Source organism: Haloferax larsenii, assembly GCF_024730625.1.
Lineage (GTDB): Archaea > Halobacteriota > Halobacteria > Halobacteriales > Haloferacaceae > Haloferax > Haloferax larsenii.
Map to the genome: position 1 here is coordinate 1,269,079 of NZ_CP078063.1, position 18,161 is coordinate 1,287,239.

Below are 18,161 nucleotides of genomic sequence, written 5' to 3' on the forward strand. Positions count from 1 at the left end.
CTTTTGCCGATTCGACTCGTAGCCCATGTATGCAACTCTACGCGGCAGCAGACGGTGCGGTTCTGTCGGCCTCCGGTCCACCGGATTCGCCCACGGTGCGTCGACGACTCGAAGACCGTACGCCCGAATGTGTCGCCGCCGACTCCCGCGCGCCGGCCCGAGCCTTCTGCGGGACGTTCGACCGCGGACTCTTTCGGACGACCGACGGCGGTGAGACGTGGCACTCTGTCGGTAGAAACACCGTCTCTGAGTCGGTGACGAGCCTCGCCGTCTCGCCCGACGACCCCGCTGTCGTCTACGCCGGGACCGAGCCGTCGGCAGTGTTTCGGTCGAGAGACGGCGGTGAGACGTGGACCGAACTGCCACCGCTTACCGGTCTGCCCTCGGCCTCCACGTGGGCGTTTCCCCCGCGGCCGCACACGCACCACGCACGGTGGATAGAAATCGACCCCTGTGACCCACAGCGTCTCTTCGTCGCTATCGAGGCTGGCGCACTCGTCACCTCACCGGATGGCGGTGAGTCGTGGGTCGACCGCGTCCCGTCGTCCAAGCGCGACGTTCACTCGATGGCGATGCACCCGGCGAGACCGGGTCGTATCTGGGTCGCCGCGGGCGACGGCTACGCCGAGAGCGACGACGGTGGCGAGACGTGGACGACGCCCACAGATGGGCTTCAGCACAACTACTGCTGGAGCGTCGCCGTCGACCCGTCTGACCCCGAATCTGTGCTGGTCACGTCCGCCCACGGCCCTCGACGAGCGCACTCGACAAACTCGGCCGAAGCGTACCTGTATCGACGGCGCGGGTCTGAGCCGTGGACCCGACTCGACGACACCGGGTTGCCGACGGGCGAGGGGGCGACGCGAGCAGTCTTAGCGACGGGGGATTCGGGCGGTGAGTGCTACGCCGCAAACGACCACGGCATCTTCCGAACGACCGACTTCGGAGACTCGTGGACGCAACTCGACGTGCCGTGGCGTGAGTCGAGACAGACCGCATCGGGGCTCGCGGTCGCCGAGTAAGGTTGCGACTATCGTACGACACCGCATCGCACCGCACCTCACCTCTCCTCACCCCTCCGTACCTCTCCGCACTTCACTGCACCCTCGCGACCGAACCGAGAAGTTTCTTGCCGCGTCGGTTCGACGACCGACCATGTACGATTTCGCCGTCGTCGGTGTTGGTCCCGCCGGCGCGCGGTTCGCCCGCCGTGCCGCCGAGTCGGGGTACGACGTGCTCGCGCTGGAGAAAGGCGAGGTAGGGACGCCGCTCGCGTGCTCGGGCCACGTCAGTACCGACATCTGGGACTACGTGCCCGACGACGCACGCGACCACCTCTTTCAGAACCGTATCTACGGGGCCGACTTCCACGTCGGCGGTCCGAACTCGAAGGCATACCCGTTCTACAAGCAGAGTGAGGTCTCGAACGTCATCGACCGAGTCGAACTCGACCGGACGCTCGCCGACTGCGCCCGCGAGGCCGGGGCGGACGTCCGCGAGGGCCACACCGTCACCGGAATCGAAGAACTCGACGACCGCGTCCGACTGACCGCGAGCGTCGCGGGCGAGGCCGGAACCGTCCAGTTCGAAGCGAAGATGGTCGCCGGATGCGACGGGCCGACCTCTCGCGTCCGTCGCTCGCTCGACCTGCCCGAACCGACCGAGACGCTCCACGGCGTCCTCGCGTTCGACCCCGACCCCGACGACGGGGACTTCGTGGACGTGCATCTCACCGTCCCGCGGTTCTTCGCGTGGCGCATCCCGCGCGGCGACGCGGGCGTCGAGTACGGACTCGCTGCCCCGCCGGGTGCGGAAGTCACCGAGATGTTCGACGCGCTTACGAACACCTACGACGTGGAGACAGAGCACTTCTGCTCGGGCGCGATTCCCATCGGCCCGCCGGAGCAGACGACGACCGACCGCGCGTTCCTCATCGGTGACGCGGCCGCCCAAACGAAGCCCTTCACCGGCGGCGGCATCCTCTACGGGATGACTTCAGCCGACCACGCCGCCGACGCAATCGACCCTGACGACCCGGCCACGCTCGCCGACTACGAGGAAGCGTGGCGCGACACGCTTTCGACCGAAATCCGCCTCGGTCACCTCGTCAGAAAGTGTTATTCGTTCCCCGAGTGGCTCCAGCACGTCGGCTTGCGCACGCTCTCGGGCGAAATCGGCGTCCACATGGACAAGCCGAGTTCCTTTTTCTCCAGAGAGCATCTGAAGAAGTTGTTCTGAGACGGGGCTCTGCGCTCCAGCAGAACCTTGTTCCTGCGTGTCGAGACACGAACATGCCCTTGTCTGCGTCTCAAGAGACCGTTCTTGAGGAACTCGTGGAGAAGCTGTCCGACAGTGCAACGTGGTGCGTCATCGGAAGTACCGACTCCGTGCTGCGAGGCCTCGACGATGACCCATCCGATATCGATATCCTCGCCACGGAAGCGGCGGCGAAGCAGTTCCGAGGCCGGTTCTCGGACGGGTTCACCGACACTCGTGAAGTCGGCCAATCCCAAATCGACACGTATGTGGTCCACGGTGAGGAGGTCGAAGTGATATTCTGTCACCGAGAGAAGAGCCACCAGACCCCACTCATCGACCTCGAACGCATCGAAGTTGTGCAGACCGAGAACTCAGGGGTTCCGCTTCTTCCACTCGAACACCTCGTCACAGTCTACGAGCAGATAGGGAAACAGGAGACCGTGGTACGCTTACAATCCGAACTCGGTGTCTCTGCGCGGTAACTGAGGGATGCCGCGGCGGAGACTACTGGTGACTACTCCGAATACGTCGGAATCCGAAGCGACCGAGCGCCGCCTTCGACGAACGGGAGCGTCTCGCGGGTCGCCGCCACGCGCTCGCCATCGGCCTCGACCGCCAACTCGTCGGTGTCGAGACCGTACTCGACGAGCGCGAAGCCGATTGGCGCCTCGCGCATCGGACTCTCGACGGCACGAGTCACTTCGCCGACGCTGTCGTCACCGGCGAACACCTCGGCACCGGACTCGGGGAGGTCGTCGGCGCTGAAGCCGACGAGACGACGCGACGGTCGGCCGCGGTTTTCGACCTTCGACACGACCTCTTGCCCGACGAAACAGCCCTTGTCGAAGTCGATGGCGTTGCGGACGCCGACGACGTTCGGGACGCGCCCGCGAAGTTCCGTGTCGAAGCGCGGCGTTCCGGCCTCGGTGGTGAGCGTGTCCCACGTCTGGTAGCCGAGGGGAACCGCCGGGTTGCCGTAGTGCAAGAGGGCGTCGAACACGTCTTCGGCGTCCTTCGCGCGGCAGATGATGCTGTATCCCTCCTCGCCGGTCGGGTTGTCGGCGGCGACGACGGTCACGCCCAATTCGCCGCCGATAGACCCGCGAACGAACGTGAGTTCGGGTTCGGGCGCACCGGCGTTTGCGAGGACGCTCGCGACCTTCTCTGTCGCCATCGCGCCGTGGACGCCGAAGATACCGAACTCGTCGGAGGCGTCGCGGATGCGGACGCGCTGGAGGAAGGTCTTCGAGCGCCACTCCTCGACGAGGTCCTCGGCGCGGTCCGGCGGCGTAAACAGAAGCAGGCGCTCGCCAGCGTTGTAGATGTACATGTCCGTCTCGATGCGTCCGTCGGGGTCCAAAAGCAGCGCGTAGGCACCCTCGCCGTCTTCGGTCGGGACGGCGTTCGTGACGGCGTTGTCGACGTACTCGATTCGGTCTTCGCCTTCGACGACGACGACGCCGTATCCGTGTTCGATGACGCCGACGCCGTTTCGGACTGCGCGGTGCGTCCGTTCGGGGCGGCCGTAGTGGCCGACCACGTCGACACCACCGCGTGTTTCGAACGTCGCACCGTGGGACTCGTGAATCGAAGCGACGAGTGTCATTACTCCCCGTTTGGCGTCAGCGGGTAAAACAGTCCCACTCTGCGGCAGGGTAGTCGCGGCCGAGTGATAGAGTAGTCGCGGTCGGATGATAGCTATCTAGACGGCCGCGCGGGGCGACGCGCCCGAGACAATCAGAGACCCAATCGGTCGCGCACGCGGTCGAACAACGATGCATCGGCTTCGACGCTCTCACCGGGGTCGGGGACAACGCGGTCGTCAGGGTAGATGCGTACACCCTGGTGGTCTTCTTCCACCACGATGAGACTCTCCGACTTCAGCGAAGACAGCGCGTCTTCGATAGTGTCGATGTCGGAGTCGACGGCGGCACGGAGTTCGAACACCGTCATCCCATCTTCGTGGCGGTCGACGAGCGCGTCGAGCACCGCGACTTCGATGTCGCGGCGGTTCCGAAACTCCCGCCTCGCTCTCATAGTCGGTACATCGCCCGCATGAGGTTTACTTGTACCGCCCGTCTGACGGGCGTCCGACGAACAGGAGGTACCTTTTTGTTCCAGAACCCCCGAATGCTCGCGTAATGGGACTTACTTGCCGTCTTCTCGGGCATTCCTATGGGGAACCCGAGACGGAACGGGAGCGCGAGGAGCGAGGCGACGAGGTGGTCGTCTCGATTCGGGAGGTACAGGTGTGCTCGCGCTGCGGTCACGAACAGGTCATCAGTGAGAACAAAGAAGTAACCGCGATTCGGACGCCCGAGGAGGTGGGAATGACGGAGGCCGAAGTCGAGACGGCCGCGGCAGGGTTCGAACCAGCCGACCCCGAACCGACCCCTGTCCCCGACGAGTCACCAATCGAGACTGCGCCCGACCCGGAGACGGAGGCGCAGGCCGATGTAAGCGCCGACGCGGCCTCCGAACCGGCACAGACGCCCACGTCGACGCCGGACGAGGCTACGGCGTCGGCACCGGAGCAGACGCCGACACCGGAGCAGACGGGCGACGAGAGCGCCGAGCAGTTGGACGAACCGCCGGTCACCGACGACGCAATCATCCTCGACGACGATGACGACGAATCGGGACGCGACCGGACGCAGTGGCCCGACGAGGTGGACGAGATGGACACCGAGGACCCCGTCCCCGAGACGCCGACCGACGACGACGACGCGGAGTTCATCGACGCGGACGCGGCCGCCGAGACGTCTTCCGACGCCGCATCCGACACGGACCGGCGTGACGCCGATGCGACCGGCCAGACGAAGACTCGCGAACACGGTGCGTGGCCCGAACAGCAGGGCGAAGACACCGGCTGGGACGCCCAGCCCGACGACGGTGAGCCAATGTCGGTCTCCTTCGGCGGCGGCCTGCGCCCCGAGGCAAACGGGGCTGTCGACTCCGACTCGAACGACGAGTACATCGAGGCGGCGGACGACGAGTTCGTGCGCGCCGACGACCCGAACCTCGGGACCGAGACGCCAGACGAGGCGGTCGAGTACTACTGTCCGAACTGCGGACACTCTCGCGGTGCCTCCGCGTCGTCGATGCGCGCGGGCGACATCTGCCCCGAGTGCCGAAAAGGATATATCGCCGAGCGACAGGCCTGACCCCCGTCACGCCGTCGCAGGCTTCGTAGAGTCACGAAACAGGTAAACCACCGGCTATCGAAAGAGCGCCCATGAAGGAATACAAGATGCGTCGTGGGGAGACGCTCGAAGAGCGGGTCCCGGACATGGAAGCGACTGTCGAGGACTACTTCGGCCCCATCACGGAGACCGAGGAGTACAAAGGAAGCGACCTCTACGTCGTCGGCGAACCGAAGAATCCCGTCTTCCAGCGCGTCGTCGTCGGCGCGGTGAAGTACAGCGGGAAGAAAGACCGCCTCGCAGTCAACTTCGAAGAGGCCGACCCGACCGAACTCGGCCCGGACGACCTCGAAGCAGCCGGCGAGGCCGTCAGCGCCAAAAACGACTTCCTTCTCGAAGCGACGGGCCGCGACGCCAAGTCGCGCCGCGACTCCATGAAGCGCGCCGTCGAAGACGACGCGCCGGACTACTGATACGTCTGCCGCGACTCGATTTCTCTCACCACTCACGTCCAGAGCGACAGCGCTCGCAACCTGCGCGCGCCGACCCACGTCAGAGTCGTTCGGGCAACCACCCGCCGTCGACTTCGATGTTCTCGCCGCTCATGTAGTCCGACGCGGGATGCAGGAAGAACAGCAATGCCTGTGCGATATCGTCTGTCGACGCCCACCGACCGCGGGGGGCCTCGTCCGGGAACTTGTCCGAGTTCTCGACGACGTAGGGCGAGACGGCGTTTACGGTGATGCCGTCGTCTGTGGTGTCGGCAGCGAGCATTCGCGTGAACATCAGGACGCCCGTCTTGGCGACGAAGTACGGGAAGTTGACGGGGTAGACGAGTGCTTTCTCGCTGCCAGCGTAGCCGACGTTGACGATGCGGCCGAACCCGGCGTCGCGCATGGGACCGAGCGCGCGCTTCGAACAGAGATACGTCCCGTAGAAGTTCGTCTCGACGACCGTCTGCCACGTCTCGAAGTCGATGTCTTCCCAGTGTTGCGGTGCGAACGCGCCGACGTTGTTGACGAGCGCAGTGACCGAACCGAGGTCAGACTCGACCGCGTCGAAGATACCGTCCACGTCGTCGGGGTCGGTCACGTCGCCGGAGACAGTCGTCGCGTCGGGTGCACCGCGTTCGAGCGCTTCTTCCATCGTCGCCGTCGCTTCCGCCTCGCTCGTGTTGTAGTGCACCGCCACCGACGCGCCCGCGTCGGCAGTCGCAAGGAGGAGGTCGCGACCGACGCCTTTCGCACTGCCTGTCACCAACACCACGTGGTCCGAGAGGTCGACCGAGAGCATACGTCGATGTCGGTGTCGGGAACCAAAGACACACCGACCGAACCGACAGATAAGAGCATACGACCGAACCGACAAATCTCCGGACCGAAGTAAGATACATAGTGCTAACAAACAACATACTAGCGACGAGCGACTGCGACACCGATAGCCGCAAAAATCTTACTTCGAAACTGAGTAAATACTCCGCCACGGTTAAGTACGCCGAGAGCGAACCGACTGGTATGGCTATCGAAACTATCTTACTCGCCGTCGGTGCCGGAGACACCGACAGACTCGACCGACTCGCAGAGGAGACAATCGACGTCGCCGGTCCGACCGGCGCGACCGTGGTCATCGGCCACGTCTTCACGAAAAACGAGTACAACGACGCGCTGGACAACCTCGACTTCGACGTGACGGCCGAAGAGGTATCCGGCGACGACGTCGCCCGCCGGCACGCGACCGTCCGAGACATCGTTCGGAAGCTCGAAGAGGCGGACGTCGACTACATCGTCCGAGGGGCCGTCGGCGACTACGCCGACGAACTCGTCGACCTCGCGAAGGACATCGACGCCGACCGCCTCCTCGTCGGTGGCCGGAAGCGCTCTCCCGCTGGAAAGGCCGTCTTCGGGAGTCTCGCACAGGAAGTCATGCTTGAATCTCCGTGCCCGGTGACGTTCGTCCGCGCAGATACCAAGTAAATCCCATCTGTATTCGCCTTTTCTGTCATTTCTGCGATACGCACATGGTTCGGCGCGTCGTCACGTCTGCATGGACTACTCCATCGAGTACCGGCCATCGTTCGCCCTCCTGACCGTCTCCCTCGGCGAAGGGGAGTCGATACGCGCCGAAGCGGGCGCGATGGTGAGTTACGACGAGGGAATCGACATCGAGACGAGTGCGCAGGGCGGCCTCCTCGGGTCGCTCAAGCGCAGCGTCCTCGGCGGCGAATCGTTCTTCCAGAACACGTTCACCGCGACGACACCCGGTGAGGTTTCGTTCGCTCCACCGCTTCCGGGCGACGTCGTCGAGAGCCACCTCTCGGACGAGGTGTTGTACGTCCAGTCCGGGTCGTATCTCGCCTCCGAGACGACCCTCGACCTCGACACCTCCTTCGGCGGTGCGCGCACCTTCTTCGGGAGCGAAGGGCTGTTTCTCCTGAAACTTGAGGGGACTGGCGACGCGTTCCTGTCGAGTTACGGCGCGATTCACGAAGTCGAACTCGACGAAGGGCAGAAGTACACGGTCGACACCGGCCACATCGTCGCCTTCGACGGCACGACGAACTTCGACGTCGAGCGCGTCGGTGGGCTGAAGTCGACCCTGTTCAGCGGTGAGGGGCTGGTCTGTACGTTCACCGGTCCGGGGTCGGTCTGGTTGCAATCGCGGAGCATGGACGCGTTCCTCTCGTGGCTCATCCCGCAACTGCCGACGAGTAACTCGTCGCAGTAGACACGAACAGCCTCTCGCGAGGTTACCACGTCGTTCGGCGCGCCAGACCGCCGAATACTTCGGCTCAGCACATTTTGTGAATCGCTATCGGGTACCGAGTAAATCTGCAGTAAATCCCGCTTAGTTAAGTGCCGCGCGAATCCCTATGGGGACAATGGCGTACTACGTGGGCGTCGACCTGGGAGCGACGAACGTCCGTGCGGTCGTCGCCGACGGCGAGGGAACACTCCTCGGACAGGCGCGCGACCGGACGCCGCGAGGGCCGACCGGTATCGCAGTCACCGAGGCAGTCCTCGGCGTCGTCCGTGAGGCGTGTGGTGAAGCAGGTATCGACCCGAGCGAGGCGGTCGCGGCCGGTATCGGCGCGATTGGCCCGCTCGACTTGGCCGAAGGTGCGGTGGAGAACCCGGCGAACCTTCCCGACACTATCGACCGGATTCCGTTGACCGGCCCGCTGTCGGTCCTTCTCGACACCGACGAGGTGTACCTCCACAACGACACGAACGCCGGCGTCATCGGCGAGCGCTTCCACTCGGACCGCAACCCCGACGACATGGTGTATCTCACCATCTCCTCGGGTATCGGTGCTGGCGTCTGTGTCGACGGTCACGTCCTCGCCGGGTGGGACGGCAATGCCGGCGAAGTCGGTCACATGACGCTCGACCCGCACGGGTTCATGACGTGTGGCTGTGGCCACGACGGCCACTGGGAAGGATACTGTTCCGGGAACAACATCCCGAAATACGCGCGCGAACTTCACGAAGAAGACCCGGTCGAAACCTCGCTGCCGATAGACGACCCCGACTTTTCTGCGGTCGACGTGTACGAACACGCTGGCGACGACGACTTCGCCGACCACGTCGTCAAGCAAGTCGCTCACTGGAACGCGATGGGCGTGGCGAACATCGTCCACTCGTACGCGCCGCTTATCATCTACGTGGGTGGTGCAGTCGCGCTCAACAACCCGGAACTCGTGTTGGACCCGATACGCGAGCAGATGAGCGAGATGGTCATGTCGAACATTCCCGAGATTCAACTGACGACGCTTAGCGACGAAGTCGTGGTCGAGGGGGCGCTCGCAAGTGCGATGACCGCTGGTACTGGTGACCGCTCTCGGCTGTAAGGCCGGAAGGATTCACCAGTGGGAGCGCTGGTGGTACTGGTGACCGTTCGCGGCTGTAAAACGACACTTCTGGCAGACACAACTTCGAGAACGAGTTGAGTTTGCACTTCATTTCGACCCCGTTACCCCGCCGCCGTGGTGCGACGAGCCGAGTCGGACACCCCGAATAGTATTATCTCGATTGATATTCGATGGTACAGGCTTATAATCCCCGTGTGGGATACTCGAAATGTGCACCCGTCGCCGCCGAGAGACGCGGTGCGTTCGTCGATGGTCCCGTTCCCATCGTCGACGACGGTGCACGGGCGTTCCACCGGAAGCTAGGACGGGATTCGGTCGGCACCTCCCCCCACCACCACTGCCGACCGTTCGACGCCGCCGGCGGTTTCCCACCACCCACCCACCCACCCACTGCCGGTCGGTGTCGTATCATTCTCACCCCTCTTGCCTTCCGAGCGTGGCGTCCGTCCGACTTTTCTCCTCTCCGCACCGAGGACGTGTGTGGACCGTCGCCAGTTCCTCCGCGTCACCGGCGGTGCCCTCTTCGCAGGCTCCGTCGGAGCGTCTCACCGTGTTGCCGCCCACCCCGGCCCCTTCGAACCGCTCGGTCGCGTCGATATCGAGGGGGCGAAAGAAGCTGTCTGCTCGGCCGACGGCCAGACCGCGTTCGTAGCCGCGACGACGGGCTACGTAACAGTCGATATCTCGACACCCGACAGGCCGACTATCCTCGCCGAGCGACGAAACCGTCTCTCCGACCACGATGACGGCCCGCTCCGTGGCATCTTCGACGTCAAACTCGACGGCGATACGCTGCTCGTCGTCGGCCCGGCGAACCCGATTCCGGGCGCTGTGTCCGGCGTCCTCGTCGTGGACGTGTCGGACCCGAGCGACCCGAGCGAGCAGGCGTTCTACGAGACTGACTTCCCGATTCACAACTGCTTCGCCGCCGACGGGCGGGCGTACCTCACGGCCAACGACGGCGACGAGAACCCACTCGTCGTCCTCGACGTCGAAACTGGGGACGAACTCGGGCGCTGGTCGCTCGTCTCGGAAGACAGCCAGTGGGCCGAGGTTGGGTCGTCGGTGCGGGCAATCCACGACGTGTGGGTCCACGACGACGTGGTGTTCATCGCGCACTGGGACGCCGGCACGTGGCTGGTCGACGTCTCCGACCCAACGAACCCGACGACGCTCGGGTCTATCTCTCCCGGTGACCCCGCGGAACTCGCCGGTCTCTCTGGGCGAGAGCGTCGCCGCATCGGGCGAACACCTCCGGGGAACCACCACTACGTCGCCACCGACGACTCGGGCGACCTGCTCGGCATCGGCATCGAGTCGTGGGCACTCGAAGTCGAGCGCGACGACGGGGAGTCGAGCCAAGGCGACGAAACGGCACAGGACGACGAGACGACACAGGGCACCGAGACGACCACGTCACAGACCGAACTCGTCGGTGGGCCGGGTGGCGTCGAACTGTGGGACGTTTCGGACCCGACGGCCCCGGTACAGCGTTCGACTATCGACCCACCGGCGAGTCCAGACCCGACGCTGGGCGGCGTGTGGACGACCGCGCACAACTTCGATTTCCACGACGGCCGCCTCTACACCTCGTGGTATCGCGGCGGTGTGAAGCGCCACGACGTGTCGGACCCGAGCGACCCGGTCGAACTCGCGTGGTGGCGCGACCCGGACCGGTCGAACTTCTGGACCGCGCAGTACGCCTACCCCTTCGCCGACGAGGGCGTCTTCGTCGCCTCCAGTTGGGGCTTCGACGACGTGCCGGGCGCGCTCTATACCTTCCCCGACCACGCTGGCGAACAACTCGACCCGCCGGAACTCGCCCCTGAGACGAAGACCGATTCGCTCGTCAACACGCCGACTGAGACAACACAATCGAGCAACGGGAGTGCGCCCGAAACGGCGACAGCCGCCACGAACGCACCCGGATTCGGGGTTGGCGTCGGCGCTGCTGCATTGGGGGCCGCAGGCCTGTGGTATCGACACCGCGCCCGCCGCGAGGACTGACTCGACCCGGAACCGAATCTATCACGAACGACCGCGACAGCCTTTCTCTCACCCGGCTGTGTGGTGGGAGAACCGTTCCATTCTAATCCGTGGGATTCGAAGCTTCGAGACATGAGCGACGAGTCGGAGACTCTCAAAGAGCGCGTCGAGACGTGGATGGTGGGTCAGATGCCCATCATCCAGATGCACGGCGGCAACAGCGTCGTGCGAAAGGCCGACCCAGAGACGGGCGAGGTCGTCGTCGAACTGGGTGGGGCCTGCGCCGGCTGCGGCATCTCCAACATCACTGCGCAGAACATCCAGTCCGACCTCATCATGACGTTCGACGAGATTCAGGACGTACAGGTCAAAGTCCCCAGTTCGGGCGACCACGGCAGCAGCACCGTCGAAGGCGGCCGCGGCGGCGAGGTGCAGTACGGGACCGAAGACCCCGGTCACTTCTAATCCACTCCTCTACGCTTCGGGGTCGCTACGCGACCCATACACCGTAAAAACCGAGATTAGATACGCAACCGTGCGCTGACGGAAGCCACCCTATTCCGACAACGCCGACTCCAGACTCGACGCCACCGACCGGGCTTTCTCTGCCAGTTCCTCCGAGATGTTCCCTGCTTCGACTGCCTCGTCGAGTTCGTCGTCGTCGACGCGTTCGACCGTCCCGTCGGCGTGTTTCACCACGTCGACGTGGAGGTCGACGTAGCGAACCTGGTCGGGGAAGCACTCGACGGGCGTACAGATGTTGACGTAGGTTCCCTTCACGTCGCCATCCGAATCGCGGTAGGTCGTCGGATACCACCAGCGCCCTTCGCGGAACTTCGTCACGGCCACGTCGCCCGATTCCCGGTCGATGCCGAGGCCGTCGTAGGTACCGCCACCGGACATCTGGCGTCGAATCTCGATGGTCCCCTCGGGGTCGCGTTCCACGACTTCGCCCGCTCCGAGCGTGATGAGGCGGCCGTCGGGTTTTCCGTGGCCGATACCTACCTCGTCGCCTTCGAGGGGGCCGAACTGCGCCGTCACCACGTCGAACGGGAACTCGCCGTTCTCGACGCCGTCACAGAGGGCTTCTGCGAGGTCGACGCCGGCCGAGGCCGACGACGACGCGGCCTTGGTTCGGTGGTGGCCCGCCATCGTCGTTTCGACCGCTCTGCGCTGCTCGTCGAGCGCGAAGCGCGTCTCGCGGCCGAACCAGACCCACGTGGTCGCCGAGGGGGCGGCGACGGCGCGGGGTGCCTCGACTGGCTCGTCGAGGACGGCGTCGAGTTCGGAAGCGATGTCGGCCGCTCGGTCGAGCGCGTCGTCCAGCGCGCCCATGTCGGCGTCGACGGCGTCGCGATGCCAGCGAATCCCCCAGCCTTCGGGCGGGTCGCCGCCGAGGAGGTCGGTCATTCCGGCGAGTTCGCGGGCGGCCGCCTCGTCGCGGGTGTCGACGCGGACGCCCTCCGAATCGGGGTCGAGAGTCGCGAGTCCCGCGATAGCGCGGATTTCGCCCGTCAGGTCGTGTCTGCGGTCGCGCCACGGGGCGGCCGATTCCGAGACCTGAACCCGGACTTCGTCGCCGACTTCGACGCGGCCGTCGATGTCGCCGTAGGAGAGGTATCCCTCCGTCTCGCCGAGGTCGCAGAGAGCGCCCCCACCGAGGGTTTCGGTCACGCGGGCGTCGAACACTGCGCCAGTCGGCGCGGGGTCGTCCCACGCGAAGGTGTCGATACCGAGGTCCGAGAGGAGGTCGGTCGCCTCGGCGACAGCGTCGGACGTTCCGCTCACGCCGACGCCCTGTCTGTCGGTGGTCGTCTCGACCGCGACGTCGTGGTCTGCGGCGTCGAACTCGGCGTCGAATCGCTCTCGAATCGGGTCCGACGCCTGTACCACGTCGTGGCCGGTTTCGAGGAACAACCGCGTCAACGCGGTGGTGTAGATGCCGCGGACGCGAACCTTCATAGGTCGTCGGCGTCGCGGGCGAACTTCACGCGCCCGTCCACGGTCGGTCCGAGGGTGAGTTCGACGACGTCCTCGGAGAGGATGCGTCCGCCTTCGATGGGAACGCCCCACGAGTCGAACTTGAGGTAGCCACGGAGTTCCGCGCCGTGAGTGTAGAGGTCGACGTGGTCGACGGTGTGTTCCTGTACGTCGCTGGCGCTGTGGGCCATCTCCATGTTCGAGTAGAACGTTCCGCCGTCGCCGAAGAACTGGTCGAGTCGCTCGGCGTCCGAGTCGACGGCGTCGCTCACGAGGTCCGAGGCCGTTCGGAGGTCGTCAGTGTCGAGACCGACCTCGCGGAGTGCCGCCTGTTCGCGGGGGTCGAAGTGCATGTTCGGCCGTTCGTCCTGCGGGTTTTTAACCTCTCTCGGTCTGGCGTGGCGTCTCCGCAGGGCGAAGCTATTACCCGACGGGAGACCGTTCTGAGTGACAATGGACCGCAGCCAAGACCCGGTCGAGCGCGCGACGGGCGACTCGACCGACCTCTACGACATCGCCACCTGGGAAGAGCGAACGTCGGTCGACGGGCTGGCGGTCGCGCTCTACCGCCTCTTGGTCGCTTCGACCCGCGCGACGGTCATTCTCGCCGCCTTTCTCATCCTCGTCGGTATCGGTGGTCTCTCTGCTATCACTGACCCGCAGATAGGGGCGCTCACACTTCTCTCTGCGCTCCCCGCGCTCGGACTGGCCGCGTACGTCTACTACAGCGACGTCACCAGAAGCGAACCCATCTCGATGCTGGTAGTGACGTTCCTCCTCGGCGTGCTCACCGCGACCTTCGCGGCCGTCGCCAACTCACTGCTGAGTCAGGTCGGCCAGACTATCGCCCGCGACTTTCAGCTCTCGGTCGGCTTCTTCGGCTCCATCATCTTCTTTTACCTCGTCGTCGGGCCGGTCGAAGAGACGGTGAAGCTGCTCGCGGTCAGGCTCTACGCCTACACCCACGACAGTTTCTCGGCCGTCGTCGATGGGGCGGTCTACGGCGCGATGGCCGGGCTCGGCTTCGCGACCATCGAGAACGCCCTGTACATCACACGGAACATCGCCGAATCCGGCCTCGACCTCGGCGCGGCAGGTGGTGTCGGACTCATCGGTGCTGGCGGTACCATCACGGCCGTCCGCGCCCTCGCCGGGCCGGGACACGTCATCTACTCGGCTATCGCAGGCTACTACCTCGGACTCGCCAAGTTCAACAAACAGCACGCAGGCCCAATCGTCATCAAGGGACTCATCCTCGCGTCGCTCGTCCACGCGACGTACAACTCGACGGTCGGTATCGGCGCTTCCCTCATCTCGTCGGCTACTGGCCTCGGCGTCCTCGCGTCGTTCCTCGTCTACGTCATCATCTACGACGGTATCTTCGGTCTCTACTTGGTCGGGAAGATTCGCCGATACGCCCGGGCGTACCACACTGCCAACGCGACCGGCCCGAGTGCCGCGTCGCTCGGCTCCGAGACGACTGAATTCGAAGATTAATCGGACGCAGCGCTACTCGGCGAGTAACTGTTCTGCGTATCCGTCTAGCATCGACTCGACGTACTTGGCGACGACGTCGACCTCGACGTGGACCGGGTCGCCGACCTCCTTGTCCGAGAGCGTCGTCAGGTCGTACGTCGTCGGGATGATGGCGACCGCAAAGGAGTCCTCGCGGCGGTCGGCCACGGTGAGGCTGATACCGTCGAGACAGACAGACCCCTTCTGGACGACGTACTTCCCGAGCGACTCGGGGAGGTCGAACTCGAAGAACCAGTCGTCGCCGACCTGCTCGATGGCCGTGACCGTGGTCGTGCCATCGACGTGGCCTTGGACGAGGTGGCCGTCGAACCGGGCGTCGGCCGCGAGCGCGCGTTCGAGGTTGACGCGGTCGCCTTCTTCGACGGTTCCGAGATAGGTCTTCTCGACGGTCTCTGCGGCGAGGAACACGTCGAACCAGTCGTCGCCGAACTCTTCGACGGTCAGACAGACGCCGGAGACGGCGATAGACTGGCCGTGGTGGAGGTCGTCGAACGCGACGTCGGTGCGGATGCGGAGGCGTCGGCCACCCTCGGCGTCCGTCACGCCGACGATTTCGCCCGACCCTTCCACGATGCCGGTGAACATACACTCGGCTTCGGGTGGTGGCATTTAATCCCTATCGTTTCTGTTCGATATCACGTTTCCGTGATGGGTCACGTGCTCCCATACCATTTTGTCGTCGTCGCTCCCACAGGCCGTATGGGCGTCTGGTCTCGACTCCAGAGTAGTTTCGTCACGGGTCTCGTGCTCGTCACGCCGCTGGCGGTGACGGTGTTTGTCCTCCAATTTGCCTTCAACCGAGTTGCGACGACGATTCGCCCGGTCGTCCGGCAGGTCAATCCCGTCGTCGCCGACGTGCTGTCGTACTCTGGTGATATCGTTCTCATCTCGCAAGTTCTCTCGGCGCTCGTCATCGCTGCCACCATCACGTTCGTCGGCTACCTCGCGTCGATGAGTCTCGGCCAGCGACTCTTCGGGAGTTTCGAACGCGGCGTTCGACTGCTTCCGTTCGTCCGTACCATCTACTTCGGGGTCCGGCAGGTCTCCGAGTCGCTCACCGAACCGACCGCCGGATACGACCGCGTCGTCCTCGTCGAGTACCCACGTGAAGGGCTCTACTCGCTCGGCTTCGTCACCAACGATGCGCCCTCCGCGGTGACGAACGAAGTGGGCGAAGAACTCCTCACCGTGTTCGTCCCGCACAGTCCCAACCCGACTGCGGGGGCGCTCATCGTCGTCTCGCCCGACGAGATTCAGGAACTCGACATGCCTGTCCGCCGCGGCCTTCGACTGCTCGTCACGACCGGACTGAGCGTGGACGACCCCGAGACACTCCCCTCCGGCCCAGCAGCGTACTCGCCCGAGAATTCGAAAGCGGAGCACGCGGAGCACGCAGGGCAGCGGAAGTCGGGACAAGGACAGTCAGACGGCTCTCAGGCCGAGCCGACAGAGTGACGACATCCTCCAAGTTCTGGTCCCGACCTACACGCCCCACAGGAACGCGATACCGACCGTCGTAACCCCCGCGAGCAGCAGTTGGAGTGGCGCGCCGACCCGGAGGTAGTCGGTAAAGCGGTAGCCGCCCGGCCCGTACACCATGAGATTCGTCTGGTAGCCGATTGGCGTCATGAACGCGGTGCTTCCGGCGAACGTGACGGCGATAGCGAACCCGAAGGGGTCCGCACCCAGTCGCAGCGCCGTGTCGATGGCGATGGGTAAGACGAGGACGACACTTGCCACGGGCGTAATCACGTTCGCCAGCAACCCCGTCAGGACGTAGAACAGCGCGAGGACGCCGAGAACCGGGAGCACCATCGCCGTCTGTCCCACCAGTTCGCCGAGGAGGGCGACGCCACCGGTCAGCTGGAGCGCCCGCCCAAGCGGGATGACGCCCGCGAGCAGGAAGATGACGTTCCAACTCACGGCGTCGTAGGCTTCGCTCGGCGAGAGGACGTCTGTGACGACCATCGCGACGACCCCGCCGAGCGCGGCGATGGCGATTGGCACTGCTCCGATGGCTGCCAAGCCGATGACGGCCGCGACGATGGCGAACGCCCGAAGCGCCGATGGAGAGAGTTCACCGTTTCCGATGAGGTCCTCGGCCACTTCGCTCGTGACGACGAAGTCGTCGGTATCCTTCAGATATCGGGCCGTCTCGTCGGTCGTCTGGAGGAGCAGCGAGTCACCGACCTGAAGCTCCACGTCGCGGAAGTGCTCGCGAATGAGTTCCCCGCCGCGCCGACGAACCGCGAGGACCGTCGCATCGTACCGCTCGCGGAGGCGTGCCCCACCGATTGTCTCGCCGACGAGCCCCGACTCGCGAGGGACGACGAGTTCGACGAGCGCGACTTGGTCCGGGCGGTCGAGTTCTTCGTCCGTGACGCTCGCCCGCGGGAGAAACCGCAGTTCGGCGAGTCGGCAGAACTCCCGTATCGTCGCGGGGTCGCCGCGAATCGTGAGGATATCCCGCGCCGCCACGTCGCGGTCGGAATCGGTGGCGATGAAATGCGTTTGCCCCCGCAACACGTCCAGAATGTCGACGTTGAGGTCGCGGTGGGCGTCGTCGGCGACTTCCTTCGCGGGCGACCCGACGAGCGGCGACCGCGACGGAACCAACACCCGGGCGAGGAACGGTTCGACGCCGTAACTCGCTGTCCGGTTCCCCGGTGCGATGCGCTCGGGGATGAGACGCGGCGCGACGGTCATGAGGTAGACCCCGCCGACGACGAGGACGAGCACGCCGAGCGGAGTGAACACGAACATCGAGAAGGGTGGCTCGCCCGTTGCAGTCGCGTACGCCTCGCTCGCGACGAGGTTCGTCGCGGTTCCGATGAGTGTGAGTGTCCCGCCGAGCATGGACACGTACGAAAGCGGAATGAGTAGCTTCGACGGCGAGACGGCCGCCTCGTCGGCGAGGTCGGCGACCATCGGGATGAACACCGCGACGACCGGCGTGTTGTTGATGATGCCCGCGATAGGGCCGGTCAGGCCGACGATGGCACCGAGTAGTCGGCGCTCGCTTCCGTGGGCAAATTTCGAGACGGCGTCGCCGAGGAGGCGAATCGCACCGGTGTTCTGGATACCCTTGCTGAGGGCGTACATCGCGAGAATGGTAATCGTCGCGGTGCTCGAAAACCCCGAGAGTCCGGTCTGTAAATCGACCTGTGTCCACGGTTCGAGCACGACGAGCGCGACGATGACGCCGATGGCGGTCACGTCCGGCGGAGTCGTCTCCGTCACGAAGAGCACCATCGTGACGACCACGAGTGCGAAGACGACGAGCATCCCGGGTGTGACCGCGACCATGCCGTGTGTGGATTCGGAGACGGCTTAATGGTTGCTCGGGTGAGGTGTTCGCACGGCTGACGGGTGGGCTCGGCTGTCGCGAC

General features: G+C 64.9%; 19 protein-coding genes. 12 read left to right on the forward strand and 7 right to left on the reverse strand.

Annotation, left to right across the window (positions count from 1 at the left end):
- Positions 1 to 29 precede the first annotated feature (29 nt).
- The 3 genes from KU306_RS06595 (at position 30) to KU306_RS06605 (ending at position 2,741) form a co-directional block, all read left to right on the forward strand.
- Positions 30 to 1,022 (forward strand): WD40/YVTN/BNR-like repeat-containing protein, encoded by a 993-nt coding sequence (locus KU306_RS06595; protein ID WP_258303223.1) that lies wholly within the window; start codon positions 30 to 32, stop codon positions 1,020 to 1,022.
- Between the two features lie 133 nt (positions 1,023 to 1,155).
- A complete protein-coding gene (locus KU306_RS06600) occupies positions 1,156 to 2,238 on the forward strand; it encodes a geranylgeranyl reductase family protein (protein ID WP_007544559.1) in 1,083 nt (360 codons plus the stop codon).
- Between the two features lie 53 nt (positions 2,239 to 2,291).
- Complete coding sequence (locus tag KU306_RS06605) at positions 2,292 to 2,741, forward strand: nucleotidyltransferase family protein (protein ID WP_258303224.1); 450 nt, start codon at positions 2,292 to 2,294, stop codon at positions 2,739 to 2,741.
- 32 nt (positions 2,742 to 2,773) lie between these two features.
- Here the strand turns inward: KU306_RS06605 and ygfZ are convergent, their stop codons facing one another.
- Positions 2,774 to 3,865 (reverse strand): CAF17-like 4Fe-4S cluster assembly/insertion protein YgfZ, encoded by a 1,092-nt coding sequence (gene ygfZ, locus KU306_RS06610; protein ID WP_258303225.1) that lies wholly within the window; start codon positions 3,863 to 3,865, stop codon positions 2,774 to 2,776.
- A gap of 131 nt (positions 3,866 to 3,996) precedes the next feature.
- Positions 3,997 to 4,296, reverse strand: a complete 300-nt coding sequence (locus tag KU306_RS06615) for a DUF6432 family protein (RefSeq protein WP_007544562.1) — start codon at positions 4,294 to 4,296, stop codon at positions 3,997 to 3,999.
- Positions 4,297 to 4,400: 104 nt separating this feature from the next.
- Between KU306_RS06615 and KU306_RS06620 the strand changes: the two genes are divergently transcribed.
- Positions 4,401 to 5,423 (forward strand): DUF7093 family protein, encoded by a 1,023-nt coding sequence (locus KU306_RS06620; RefSeq protein WP_258303226.1) that lies wholly within the window; start codon positions 4,401 to 4,403, stop codon positions 5,421 to 5,423.
- A gap of 71 nt (positions 5,424 to 5,494) precedes the next feature.
- On the forward strand, positions 5,495 to 5,875 hold the full coding sequence (locus KU306_RS06625; protein WP_007544566.1) for a DUF5611 family protein: 381 nt from the start codon (positions 5,495 to 5,497) through the stop codon (positions 5,873 to 5,875).
- Between the two features lie 79 nt (positions 5,876 to 5,954).
- Here KU306_RS06625 and KU306_RS06630 read toward each other — a convergent pair whose 3' ends face one another.
- Complete coding sequence (locus tag KU306_RS06630; protein ID WP_258303227.1) at positions 5,955 to 6,695, reverse strand: SDR family NAD(P)-dependent oxidoreductase; 741 nt, start codon at positions 6,693 to 6,695, stop codon at positions 5,955 to 5,957.
- Between the two features lie 221 nt (positions 6,696 to 6,916).
- Between KU306_RS06630 and KU306_RS06635 the strand changes: the two genes are divergently transcribed.
- The 5 genes from KU306_RS06635 (at position 6,917) to KU306_RS06655 (ending at position 11,721) form a co-directional block, all read left to right on the forward strand.
- A complete protein-coding gene (locus KU306_RS06635) occupies positions 6,917 to 7,375 on the forward strand; it encodes a universal stress protein (protein ID WP_007544569.1) in 459 nt (152 codons plus the stop codon).
- A 70-nt stretch (positions 7,376 to 7,445) separates the two neighbouring features.
- A complete protein-coding gene (locus tag KU306_RS06640; protein WP_007544571.1) occupies positions 7,446 to 8,126 on the forward strand; it encodes a TIGR00266 family protein in 681 nt (226 codons plus the stop codon).
- Between the two features lie 154 nt (positions 8,127 to 8,280).
- Positions 8,281 to 9,249 (forward strand): ROK family protein, encoded by a 969-nt coding sequence (locus KU306_RS06645; protein ID WP_258303228.1) that lies wholly within the window; start codon positions 8,281 to 8,283, stop codon positions 9,247 to 9,249.
- A gap of 501 nt (positions 9,250 to 9,750) precedes the next feature.
- Positions 9,751 to 11,277, forward strand: a complete 1,527-nt coding sequence (locus KU306_RS06650) for an LVIVD repeat-containing protein (RefSeq protein ID WP_258303229.1) — start codon at positions 9,751 to 9,753, stop codon at positions 11,275 to 11,277.
- A 111-nt stretch (positions 11,278 to 11,388) separates the two neighbouring features.
- Positions 11,389 to 11,721, forward strand: a complete 333-nt coding sequence (locus KU306_RS06655) for a NifU family protein (protein ID WP_007544577.1) — start codon at positions 11,389 to 11,391, stop codon at positions 11,719 to 11,721.
- A gap of 90 nt (positions 11,722 to 11,811) precedes the next feature.
- On the opposite strand, the gene KU306_RS06660 is transcribed toward KU306_RS06655, so the two are convergent.
- Positions 11,812 to 13,218: a ribonuclease FAU-1 family protein gene (locus KU306_RS06660; RefSeq protein WP_258303230.1), complete on the reverse strand. Its 1,407-nt coding sequence runs from the start codon at positions 13,216 to 13,218 to the stop codon at positions 11,812 to 11,814.
- The gene (locus KU306_RS06665) at positions 13,215 to 13,589 is read right to left on the reverse strand and encodes a DUF7532 family protein (RefSeq protein WP_007544581.1); all 375 of its coding nucleotides are present in this window, start codon (positions 13,587 to 13,589) and stop codon (positions 13,215 to 13,217) included. Before KU306_RS06665 ends, KU306_RS06660 begins: the two co-directional genes overlap by 4 nt.
- Before the next feature lie 100 nt (positions 13,590 to 13,689).
- Here KU306_RS06665 and KU306_RS06670 point away from each other — a divergent pair, with 100 nt between their 5' ends.
- Positions 13,690 to 14,733, forward strand: a complete 1,044-nt coding sequence (locus tag KU306_RS06670; protein WP_007544582.1) for a PrsW family intramembrane metalloprotease — start codon at positions 13,690 to 13,692, stop codon at positions 14,731 to 14,733.
- A gap of 12 nt (positions 14,734 to 14,745) precedes the next feature.
- On the opposite strand, the gene KU306_RS06675 is transcribed toward KU306_RS06670, so the two are convergent.
- Entirely contained in the window at positions 14,746 to 15,357 is a 612-nt protein-coding gene (locus KU306_RS06675; protein WP_258303378.1) for a riboflavin synthase, read from the reverse strand.
- A gap of 114 nt (positions 15,358 to 15,471) precedes the next feature.
- Between KU306_RS06675 and KU306_RS06680 the strand changes: the two genes are divergently transcribed.
- Complete coding sequence (locus tag KU306_RS06680) at positions 15,472 to 16,227, forward strand: DUF502 domain-containing protein (protein ID WP_258303231.1); 756 nt, start codon at positions 15,472 to 15,474, stop codon at positions 16,225 to 16,227.
- Between the two features lie 27 nt (positions 16,228 to 16,254).
- On the opposite strand, the gene KU306_RS06685 is transcribed toward KU306_RS06680, so the two are convergent.
- A complete protein-coding gene (locus tag KU306_RS06685) occupies positions 16,255 to 18,078 on the reverse strand; it encodes an SLC13 family permease (protein WP_258303232.1) in 1,824 nt (607 codons plus the stop codon).
- Positions 18,079 to 18,161 lie beyond the last annotated feature (83 nt).

What these genes read in the sequence shown, in the direction of transcription:
- KU306_RS06595 (WP_258303223.1), top strand. Translation starts at nt 30, where the DNA reads ATGCAACTCTACGCGGCAGCAGACGGTGCGGTTCTGTCGGCCTCCGGT.
- KU306_RS06600 (WP_007544559.1), top strand. Translation starts at nt 1,156, where the DNA reads ATGTACGATTTCGCCGTCGTCGGTGTTGGTCCCGCCGGCGCGCGGTTC.
- KU306_RS06605 (WP_258303224.1), top strand. Translation starts at nt 2,292, where the DNA reads ATGCCCTTGTCTGCGTCTCAAGAGACCGTTCTTGAGGAACTCGTGGAG.
- ygfZ (WP_258303225.1), bottom strand. Translation starts at nt 3,865, where the DNA reads ATGACACTCGTCGCTTCGATTCACGAGTCCCACGGTGCGACGTTCGAA.
- KU306_RS06615 (WP_007544562.1), bottom strand. Translation starts at nt 4,296, where the DNA reads ATGAGAGCGAGGCGGGAGTTTCGGAACCGCCGCGACATCGAAGTCGCG.
- KU306_RS06620 (WP_258303226.1), top strand. Translation starts at nt 4,401, where the DNA reads ATGGGACTTACTTGCCGTCTTCTCGGGCATTCCTATGGGGAACCCGAG.
- KU306_RS06625 (WP_007544566.1), top strand. Translation starts at nt 5,495, where the DNA reads ATGAAGGAATACAAGATGCGTCGTGGGGAGACGCTCGAAGAGCGGGTC.
- KU306_RS06630 (WP_258303227.1), bottom strand. Translation starts at nt 6,695, where the DNA reads ATGCTCTCGGTCGACCTCTCGGACCACGTGGTGTTGGTGACAGGCAGT.
- KU306_RS06635 (WP_007544569.1), top strand. Translation starts at nt 6,917, where the DNA reads ATGGCTATCGAAACTATCTTACTCGCCGTCGGTGCCGGAGACACCGAC.
- KU306_RS06640 (WP_007544571.1), top strand. Translation starts at nt 7,446, where the DNA reads ATGGACTACTCCATCGAGTACCGGCCATCGTTCGCCCTCCTGACCGTC.
- KU306_RS06645 (WP_258303228.1), top strand. Translation starts at nt 8,281, where the DNA reads ATGGCGTACTACGTGGGCGTCGACCTGGGAGCGACGAACGTCCGTGCG.
- KU306_RS06655 (WP_007544577.1), top strand. Translation starts at nt 11,389, where the DNA reads ATGAGCGACGAGTCGGAGACTCTCAAAGAGCGCGTCGAGACGTGGATG.
- KU306_RS06660 (WP_258303230.1), bottom strand. Translation starts at nt 13,218, where the DNA reads ATGAAGGTTCGCGTCCGCGGCATCTACACCACCGCGTTGACGCGGTTG.
- KU306_RS06665 (WP_007544581.1), bottom strand. Translation starts at nt 13,589, where the DNA reads ATGCACTTCGACCCCCGCGAACAGGCGGCACTCCGCGAGGTCGGTCTC.
- KU306_RS06670 (WP_007544582.1), top strand. Translation starts at nt 13,690, where the DNA reads ATGGACCGCAGCCAAGACCCGGTCGAGCGCGCGACGGGCGACTCGACC.
- KU306_RS06675 (WP_258303378.1), bottom strand. Translation starts at nt 15,357, where the DNA reads ATGTTCACCGGCATCGTGGAAGGGTCGGGCGAAATCGTCGGCGTGACG.
- KU306_RS06680 (WP_258303231.1), top strand. Translation starts at nt 15,472, where the DNA reads ATGGGCGTCTGGTCTCGACTCCAGAGTAGTTTCGTCACGGGTCTCGTG.
- KU306_RS06685 (WP_258303232.1), bottom strand. Translation starts at nt 18,078, where the DNA reads ATGGTCGCGGTCACACCCGGGATGCTCGTCGTCTTCGCACTCGTGGTC.